At 69.0% G+C, this 9,070-nt stretch carries 8 protein-coding genes and 1 tRNA gene; 8 read left to right on the top strand and 1 reads right to left on the bottom strand.

Annotation, left to right across the window (positions count from 1 at the left end; translation table 11 throughout):
* Window positions 1–72: 72 nt before the first annotated feature.
* From Q8O26_RS02970 to Q8O26_RS02955, 4 genes are all read left to right on the top strand, one after another.
* On the top strand, window positions 73–732 hold the full coding sequence (locus Q8O26_RS02970; RefSeq protein WP_371134424.1) for an ATP-binding cassette domain-containing protein: 660 nt from the start codon (window positions 73–75) through the stop codon (window positions 730–732).
* A gap of 8 nt (window positions 733–740) precedes the next feature.
* On the top strand, window positions 741–1,898 hold the full coding sequence (locus tag Q8O26_RS02965) for an alpha-D-ribose 1-methylphosphonate 5-triphosphate diphosphatase (RefSeq protein WP_305573314.1): 1,158 nt from the start codon (window positions 741–743) through the stop codon (window positions 1,896–1,898).
* Between the two features lies 1 nt (window position 1,899).
* A complete protein-coding gene (gene phnN, locus Q8O26_RS02960; RefSeq protein ID WP_305573312.1) occupies window positions 1,900–2,511 on the top strand; it encodes a phosphonate metabolism protein/1,5-bisphosphokinase (PRPP-forming) PhnN in 612 nt (203 codons plus the stop codon).
* A gap of 70 nt (window positions 2,512–2,581) precedes the next feature.
* Window positions 2,582–3,310: an FkbM family methyltransferase gene (locus Q8O26_RS02955; RefSeq protein WP_305573310.1), complete on the top strand. Its 729-nt coding sequence runs from the start codon at window positions 2,582–2,584 to the stop codon at window positions 3,308–3,310.
* A gap of 54 nt (window positions 3,311–3,364) precedes the next feature.
* On the opposite strand, the gene Q8O26_RS02950 is transcribed toward Q8O26_RS02955, so the two are convergent.
* Window positions 3,365–4,702 carry an esterase-like activity of phytase family protein gene (locus tag Q8O26_RS02950; protein WP_305573308.1) on the bottom strand — a complete coding sequence of 446 codons (1,338 nt, stop codon included), beginning with the start codon at window positions 4,700–4,702 and terminating at the stop codon, window positions 3,365–3,367.
* A gap of 156 nt (window positions 4,703–4,858) precedes the next feature.
* Here Q8O26_RS02950 and Q8O26_RS02945 point away from each other — a divergent pair, with 156 nt between their 5' ends.
* The 4 genes from Q8O26_RS02945 (at window position 4,859) to Q8O26_RS02930 (ending at window position 8,467) form a co-directional block, all read left to right on the top strand.
* Entirely contained in the window at window positions 4,859–6,253 is a 1,395-nt protein-coding gene (locus Q8O26_RS02945; RefSeq protein WP_305573306.1) for an FAD-dependent oxidoreductase, read from the top strand.
* 79 nt (window positions 6,254–6,332) lie between these two features.
* Window positions 6,333–7,808, top strand: coding sequence for a HAMP domain-containing sensor histidine kinase (locus Q8O26_RS02940; RefSeq protein WP_305573320.1), 1,476 nt, complete (start codon window positions 6,333–6,335; stop codon window positions 7,806–7,808).
* 123 nt (window positions 7,809–7,931) lie between these two features.
* Window positions 7,932–8,008, top strand: a tRNA-Arg gene (locus Q8O26_RS02935).
* Window positions 8,009–8,272: 264 nt separating this feature from the next.
* Window positions 8,273–8,467: an AlpA family transcriptional regulator gene (locus Q8O26_RS02930; protein ID WP_305573304.1), complete on the top strand. Its 195-nt coding sequence runs from the start codon at window positions 8,273–8,275 to the stop codon at window positions 8,465–8,467.
* Window positions 8,468–9,070 lie beyond the last annotated feature (603 nt).

Here is a 9,070-nt window from a genome sequence, read left to right as displayed (position 1 = left end):
AAAAGCCCAAGGGTATGAAAGAAGATGACGACGAATAACCGCCTACAATTCTTTCCAGTCTCATTCTTCGCCATGGTCATGGGCATGGCTGGCTTTACCATGGCATGGCGACAAGCGGAGCATGTTATCGATCCGGGCTTTTGTCTTAGCGGCGCACTGCTCTCTATCACCGCGATATTGTTCGCAGTGCTCACGCTGATCTACGGCAATTATCGCGCCGACGGCGGCGCCATCCGGGTCGCCGACGGGGGCGTGACCGTCGATGTCGCGACCGCCGCACCGCGCCGGGTCATGGCGCTGCGCCGCACCACCATCGGCTATGTCTCGCAGTTCCTGCGCGTCATCCCGCGCGTCCCGGCGATCGCCGTCGTCGCCGAGGCGGCGACCGCCTTCGGCCTCGGGCGCGACGAGGCCGAGGCCCGCGCCCGCCGGCTCCTGACCCTCCTGAACGTGCCCGAGCGCCTGTGGTCCCTGCCGCCGGCGACCTTTTCTGGCGGCGAGCAGCAGCGGGTCAACATCGCCCGCGGCTTCATCGCCGATCACCCCATCCTGCTTCTCGACGAGCCGACCGCTTCCCTCGACGCCAGGAATCGCGCAGCCGTTGTCGAGCTGATCGAGGCCAAGAAGGCGGCCGGCACCGCCATCGTCGGCATTTTCCACGACGACGACGTCCGCGAGCGGGTCGCCACGCGTATTGTCGACGTCACGCGCTACGCCGCGAGCGCCGCATGAGGACGACCATGACCACCCCGGACGATATCGGATCGCTGAAACTGTTCTCCCGCCGCGTCGTGCTCGCCGATCGCGAGACGGCGGCGACCGTGGTGGTTGAGGACGGCATCATCGTCGCCGTCGAGACCGACCACCAGCGCGACGATGCCGTCGACCTCGGCGACGACCTCCTCATCCCCGGCCTCGTCGAGCTGCACACCGACCATCTCGAGCCGCACTACCAGCCGCGCCCCAAGGTCCACTGGGATCCGCTCTCGGCCGTCTTCGCCTATGACGCGCAGATCGCCTCCTCCGGCATCACCACCGTCTTCGACAGCCTGCGCATCGGCTCCGACGACGATCGTCCGACAACGGCGGACGGTCTGCTCGACCTCTCCGAGGCGATCGAAATGGCCAAGGGCACCGGCCTGCTGCGCTCCGACCATCACACCCATCTGCGCTGCGAGATTCCCTCGCGGGGCGTTGTCGAGGAGGCGGAAAGCTATCTCGCCCGCTTCGACGTTCGCCTGATGTCGCTGATGGACCACACGCCGGGCCAGCGGCAGTTCCGCGACGAGGAGAAGCTGCGCACCTATTACCGCGGCAAGACGGGCCTGTCGGAGGCCGACCTCGACCAGCTCTTCGCCAACCGCCGTGCGCGCGCCGCCGAGATCGGCGAGCCCAACAAGCGCGGGCTGGTGGCCCTTGCCCACCGGGCCGGCATCGCGCTCGCCAGCCATGACGACACCTTCGAGGACCACGTGGCGGAATCCGTCGCCGACCGCGTCTCCATCGCCGAGTTTCCGACCACGGTCGAGGCGGCGCGCGCCTCCCACGCGGCGGGCATTTCCGTGCTGATGGGCGCGCCCAACGTGGTGCGCGGCGGCTCGCATTCCGGCAATGTCTCGGCGGTCGACCTTGCGGCGGCCGGCGTCCTCGACATCCTGTCGTCCGACTACGTGCCGATCAGCCTGATCCACGGTGCCTTCGGCCTGCGCGACGTGCCCGCCGTCGGGGGCCTCGCCGGCGCCATCCAGACCGTGACGCTGAAGCCCGCGCTCGCCACCGGCATGACCGACCGGGGCGAGATCGCCGCCACCAAACGCGCCGATCTCGTCCGCGTCGCAATGGTGGGCACACAGCCCGTCGTGCGCGAGGTCTGGCGCACGGGCCGAAGGATCGCCTGACATGGCGCCGGGGCTGCGCGGGGAAGAAGGACCGATCGCCCAGCAGCGCCCCATCGGGCCGGGGCGGCTCGTGCTCGTGGTCGGCCCGAGCGGGGCGGGCAAGGACACGCTGCTGGCCGCCGTCCGCCAGCGTCTCGCCGGCGACGAGAGCTTTCTCTTTCCGCGCCGCATCGTCACCCGTCCGCCATCCGAGACCGAGGACAATGTCGAGGCGGACGAGACCATGTTCCGGCGCATCGCCGAGGCGGGCGGCTTCGCCCTCACCTGGACAGCCCATGGTCATCACTACGGCATCCCCGCCGTGATCGACCACGCGCTCTATGGCGGCCGCACGGCGGTCTGCAACGTCTCGCGCGAGGTGGTGGCCGTGGCCCGCCGGCGCTATCGCAATGTCACCGTCGTGGAGATAACGGCGCCGGCCGACGTTCTGCTCGCCCGTGTCGCCGCGCGCGCGCGCTCCACCGACGGCGACCCCACCGCCCGCGTTGAGCGCCGGGTCGCGGCGGCGGTCGAGCCCGACGTGGTGATCGTCAACGACGGCGCGCTGCAGGCCGCAACCGAGCGACTGCTGGCGGTCATGACGAGCACCCTGTCGCCCATCGACAGGCTCTGACGAGCGCCCCCGCTACGCCGTCACCAAAACATGGTAGACCGCCCACGACCTCACCGTCAGGGAGCCACCCGTGAGCCGCTACATCGCCCGCATTCCCATGTCCGTCGCCTGCCCCGAACCCATGGTGGCGGCGATCCGCCATGTCCTGGAGGGCGAATACGAGGCCGACTACGACGGCGTCGGGCTGGATATCCTCGACATCGGCGCCAATGTCGGCTCCTTCGCGCTCTGGTCGTCGGCCCGCTGGCCCGGCAGCCACGTGCGCTCCTACGAGCCGCACCCGGGAACCTTCGAGTTCCTGAAGCAGAACACGGCCGGCCGCCGCGACATCACCATCGTCAACGCCGCACTGTTTCCCGGCGGCCAGACCAAGGCGACGTTCCACAGCCGCTTCGCCGGCGACGGCGAGTCGGGCCTCGCCGCCTATTCCGGCGACACCTTCGCCGAAGGCACGCTGGTGGAGACCTATGAGGTCGACGTGGTCGACCCCACCTCGCTGCCCTCCGCCGACGTGGTCAAGATCGACATCGAGGGCGGCGAGGGCGAAGTGCTGGCCCATCTCGACCTGTCGCGGACGTCGCTGGTTCTCCTCGAGTTCCAGAACCGCAGGAACCGCGAGCAGATCCGCGCCACGCTGGCCGCTGATTTCGATCTCCTCCACGACGAGGAATTCGCCTGGGACGACCTCCTCGGCTACCAGGGCTATCGCCAGGATCTCAAGGGCGACGCCTGGGGCCGCATCTTCGCCGTCCGCCGCAACATCACGCGGATGACGAAGAGCGCGCCGCTCTCCACCTGAAACGCAAAGGCCCGGCCGAAGCCGGGCCCTGACTGTCGGATGAGGTCGCCGCGATCAGCGGGCGCGCAGGAGTTCCGGCACGCGCAGCAGCACCATCTCGTTGCCGTCAGCCTTGTTGGGGTCGCGGCTGGACGAGAAGGGCAGGTTGTTGTCGTTGCCGACGATGATGTGGTCGGCATCGACGACGTCGACGTTCTCGATCGTGAAGAACGGGAACTGGAAGTGACCGTTGGACAGCGGCACGCGCGAACGGTTGTTCGGATCGCGGATCTTCAGCAGGTCGATGAAGCCGATCTTGCGCACCGCGCCGCCGGCATTGGCGCCCGTCATCTCGATCTTCCAGACGCGCTTGATGCGCGGCAGGGCATGGAAGCAGTTTTCGGCACGCTGGCCGGCGGGGCAGGCCCGCTCGGGGACGCCCTCGTTGTCGTCACGCTCGATGATCAGCGCGGTCGTGGCGTCGATCATGTTGAAATCGCCGATCGACAGGCCGTTGGCGTCGAGAACATATTTCCAGTGGCGGCCGGTATAGCGGCCGGCGGCGACGTCGAACTCGAGGATGCGCAGATATTCGCGACCGTCGACCTGCTCGAGGGCCCGGGTGGCCGGGTCCCACAGCGCGCCTTCCAGCAGCGGGTAGAGGAAGCGGCCGTCCGGCGAGGCCGCCATGCCCTCGAAACCCTTTGTGCGGCGGACGCGGAAGTCCATCGACGCGCTCGGGATGCCCGGCGAGACCATCGCCGGATGATCGGGCGAACGCGCGACCTGGCCGTCGATCATGGTCTCGAAGATCGCCTCGATCTTGCCGGTCATGTCGGCGCGGATGAGGAAGGGTCCGAACTCCTCGCCGATCCAGATCTTGCCGTTGATGATCTGGAAGCTCTCGGGATCGAAGTCGGCGCCGGTCAGGTAGCGCCGGTCGGTCGCCTCGTTGGCGATGCGGAACGGCACCTTCTTGTCGGGGTCGGAGAGGAACACCGTGGCGATGCGCTCGAACGTGCCCTTCTCGAAGTCGATGCGGTAGTGGCTGAGGAAGAGCATCGCGTCGGGCGAGTTGCGCTTGTTGCCGAAGCCGTTGTCGGTCAGCACCCAGTAGGTGCCGTCCGCCATGCGGCGGATGCCGGAATGGCCCTGCACCGGCTGGCCGCGGAAGGGCACCGAAACGCCGGTGGGGCGGCCGGCGGAGCGGCCCATGATCGTGCCGGGATTATCGGCCCGGGCATCTCCGGTGAACTTGCCGGAGACCTGCAGGTCGGACGGCGCATCGGCCGGCGGCGCGATGAAGGTCTCCGCCGGGAGAATGGCGTGGCCGGCGAGGGACGCGGGAAACTCCGCATCGGCGAAGGCTGGACTGGCGACCAGAAGGCCGGCCAGCAGGACGAGAGCGCGCATGGAAACTCCGGGATGAGAGGACGCCGACCTTCTGCACATCCAGCGTGACGCTACGCACAAGGAACGACGACGGCACCATGACGGCACACAGCCTGCGGCGGCGGTCAGGAGGGTGGGCCTCTCGACACCGCCCGTCAGGCATCCCACAACTGCGCCATGAGCACAGCCGCCTCCCTCCTGCCCGTCGAAACCGTGGATGCCTGCATCGTCGGCGATGATCCGGGCGGCCTCGCCGTGGCGCTGTCCCTGGCCGCCTTCGGAGTGCCCGCGGCGGTGATCCGGCCGCCCGCGGCGAGCCTGACCCTGCAGGGGCTGGCGCTGCGCCTGGCGGTGCTGCGGGAAGCGACCTCGACCGCGGCCGCGTGCGACTGGCCCGAGGTGCAGCGCCGCGTCGCGGCGGCCGTTCGCCATCACGCGGTGGATGAAGCCTCGCACCGCCTCGCCGCGGCCGGCATCCGCGTCATCGAGGGCGCGGCGACCTTCACGGGGCCGCGCACCGTCGAGGCAGGGGGCCGCGCCGTCACCGCCCGCCGCTTCGTCGTCGCCACCGGCTCGCAAACGCAGATGCCGACGATCCCCGGCCTGTCCGACATCCCCGTGCTGACCACGGACACGATCTGGGAGCTCGACGCGGTGCCGGCCCATCTCGCGGTCATCGGCGGCGATGCCGCCGCCGCCGCCCTCGCCCAGGGCTTCCGGCGGCTCGGCGCCCGCGTCACGCTCTTCGCCGCCGACGGCCTGCTGCCGGACTTCGACGCGGACATGGCCGCCGCGCTGCGGGACCGGCTCGATGCCGACGACGTCACGCTCTTCGAACAGGCGCGCGTCACCAGCGTGGCGCTCCATTCGGACGGGATCGCCGTCCAGGCCAGCCGGGGGAGCGAGGACGGCGCGCTGGTCGTCTCGCACGTCCTGGTCTCGGCGGGGCGGCTGCCGTCCATCGCGTCACTCGGCCTCGATGCCGCCGGCATCGCCCACGGGCCGGCGGGCATTCCGGTCGACGGGGCGCTCCTCACCGCGAACCGCCGCATCTTCGCCCTCGGCGAGACGAGCGACCCGGCGGCGGAGGCCGGCCTGTCCGAACGGCAGGGCGCGCTGGTGGCACAGAACATCCTTCTCCGCAGGGCCGTGCGCGCCGGCGACCTCGTGCCCATGCGCGTCGCCCACACCACGCCCGCCATCGTCGAGATGGGCCTCGGCGAGACCGAGGCGCGGCGCCGCGACCCCGGCTGCCGCGTCCTGCGCGTGCCCGCCGGCGCGAGTGCGGCGGCCCTTATCGACGGCCCGGCGGAGGGCCATGTGAAGCTGATCGTCTCGGCCAAGGGGCGCATCCTCGGCGCCGCGATCATGGGGCGGGATGCGGGTGCAATCGCCGCGCCCATCGCACTCGCCATCGGCGAGGGACTGACGGTTCACAATCTTGCCGCCATCCAGTTGTCCTATCCGAGCGTAACAGACTTGGGCAAACGGGCCGCGATCGCCTATTTCGGTGACCGGTTGTCGAATCCCTCGATCAGGCGGAACATCCGTCTGCTACGCTGGCTCGGCTGAGACGGGACTGACGGAACACCGGATGGACGACAGGACGGAGGATCGCCGGACCCAGGACATGGCGCAACCGCCGCGCCCGATGGCCATCGACCCGGCGGAGCTGGACGTCGCGGCGCCCGTGCCTTCGCGCGGCGTTGGCCTCTCTGGCAAGCTGCTGATCCTGACGACGCTGTTCATTCTCATCGCCGAAGTCCTCATCTACGTGCCGGCCGTCGCCAATTTCCGCAATTCCTGGCTGGACGACCGCCTGGCCGCCGGGCGCACCGCCGCCCTCGTCCTCGAGGCCGCGCCGAGCGGCATGGTGCCGGAAGCCCTGGTGCGCGAACTGCTCGACAGCGCCGGCGCCAGGGCGGTGGCCCTGAAGACCGGCCAGGCCCGCCGCCTCCTCGCCGCCTCGGAGGAGATGCCCAGCGTCGACGTCACCATCGACATGCGCACCCAGCCGATCTTCAGGTCGATCCCCGAGGCTTTCGCGACGCTCTTCGCCCATGACGGGCGCACCATGCGCGTCATGGGGGAAGCCCGCGCCGTCGGTGATTTCGTCGAGATCGTCATGGACGAGACGCCGTTGCGTCACGCCATGCTGACCTTTTCCAAGACGCTGCTCATCTACTCGCTGTTCATCTCGGCCCTGTCGGCGGCGCTGGTCTATGTGACGCTGCACCTGATGTTCGTGCGCCCGATGCGGCGGCTCACCGACACGATGATCGCCTTCCGCGAGAACCCGGAGGACATCAGCCGGGCCATCGTTCCGACCGGCCGCAAGGACGAGGTCGGCGTCGCCGAATACGAGCTCCAGTCCATGCAGCATTCGCTGCACGACATGCTGGCGCAGCGCTCGCGGCTCGCCGCCCTCGGGCTCGCCGTCTCCAAGATCAACCACGACCTGCGGAACCTGCTGGCCTCGGCGCAGCTCTTTTCCGACCGGCTCGCCAATGTCCCCGACCCCACCGTGCAGCGCTTCGCGCCGAAGATGATCCAGGCGCTCGACCGCGCCATCGCCTTCTGCCAGTCGACGCTGTCCTACGGCCGCGCCCACGAGGCCCCGCCCCAGCGCCGCCCGGTGGAACTGGCGCCGCTCGCCGAGGAGGTCCGCGAGACCATGGGGCTCGGCGAGGAGGCGCGCATCGCCTTCGTCAACGCGGTCGAGGAGGGCATCAGCCTCGACGCCGATCCCGACCACCTCTTCCGCGTCCTCCTGAACCTCGCCCGCAACGCCCACCAGGCGCTCGAATCGCGCGCCCCCAACGATCCCGCCCGCGACCAGATCCGCATCGCCGGCCGGCGCGAGGGGGCGGTGGCGGTCATCGAGGTCTCCGATACCGGCCCCGGCGTGCCCGACCGCGCCCGCCAGCACCTGTTCGAGGCCTTCCAGGGCTCCACCCGTCCGGGCGGCACCGGCCTCGGCCTCGCCATCGCCGCCGAACTGGTGCGCGCCCATGGCGGCACGATCATCCTGGCCGAGGGGACCCTCGGCGCCACCTTCCGCATCACCATCCCCGACCGGCCCATCGACCTCGCGAGCGCCAGACGCGCGCAGCGCAAGCGCGCCTGATCACAGGTTTCCGACCTGCCCGGACGTGGCGCGATCCAGCCCCCGGCCCTCTTGCAATCGGTTTCGAAACAGCGTATCCGACCGCCTCCGTTCGAGAGGCACATTGTTCCTCGGATGCGGCGCGCGCCCGTAGCTCAGCTGGATAGAGCACCAGACTACGAATCTGGGGGTCAGAGGTTCGAATCCTTTCGGGCGCGCCATTTAACCCTTCAAAAACAATGACTTATAACGGCGACTTGGTTTGGTAGCTGACGGCTAGCTACCATTTAGCAACCGCCGGATTGTCAGCGCCCGGCAGCGCCGTGCATCGTCAGCGGGTGAATTTCCGAACAAAACCCCCGTCCTCTCTGCTCGACGCAGATGCGTGCAAGCTACGGCTTCACCGCGGAACACGCGGCAAGCCGGAGAACTGCCCCATGCCCATGTCAATTTCGTCCAATCCGAGATACTTGCGGCCGAGCGCCGTGGCCGAGCGCTACGGCATTTCCGAATCCGCACTCGCCCAATGGCGCTGCCGTGGTGACGGCCCGCCGTTCACGAAGCCGTCCAGCACGATTGTACTTTACGAAGTCGACGCTATCGAACGCTGGCTTGCTGCCCGCACTTCCTCGAACACGGCCGAAGCCGCCCGGAAGGCGGCCGATGCGCACGCCGCCTAAGCCGACCATCATGCAAGCGGTCGCGTTGCAAAGGCTTGCAGCCGTTCGTGACACCCGACCGGACTGGCCTTCTGTGTTGCTCGCGCCAGTTTCGCCGCCGGCCGAACCTAAGGACGCGCGGCCTAAAGGCGATCCAGAACCCGAACAGACCAACGATGGCCCGGAAGCTTGAACACCTGACCGGGCGGCTTTGGGCTGTCGTATGGCGTGCGGGCGGGAAGCGCTACCGGCGCATATGGGTTGCGCCAGTCTCTGGCGGCGGCCGTCCTGTCGCTCCGGGCGAAGCGCTCTACGCAGCATCGGATGAAGCGTTGCTCCGGTTCGGGGCGCGGCCGGTTCATGGCGTGGCGGACGAAGATGACGACGGCCCCGCCGGGTAAGGCGAGGCCGCGACTCTCACAGACATTTTCAATCACACCGGCGCGACTGGCAGGTCACGCCCTAGGAGCCCTCAACATGCCGAACCATGCACGCCAGTTCAACGGCAAGTCGATTGTCACAGTCATCCACGACCCCCTGCTCGGCGAGCTTCAGGTCGTCGTCAGTGAGCCCGGCACCACCCGGCCGCCAGCCGCGTCGACCACTCCCGAAGATGCGCCAGCC

The organism is Phreatobacter sp., assembly GCF_030691135.1.
Classification (GTDB): domain Bacteria; phylum Pseudomonadota; class Alphaproteobacteria; order Rhizobiales; family Phreatobacteraceae; genus Phreatobacter.
The sequence above is the reverse complement of the archived record's forward strand: the minus strand, read 5'-3'. Positions and strand labels throughout refer to the sequence as shown.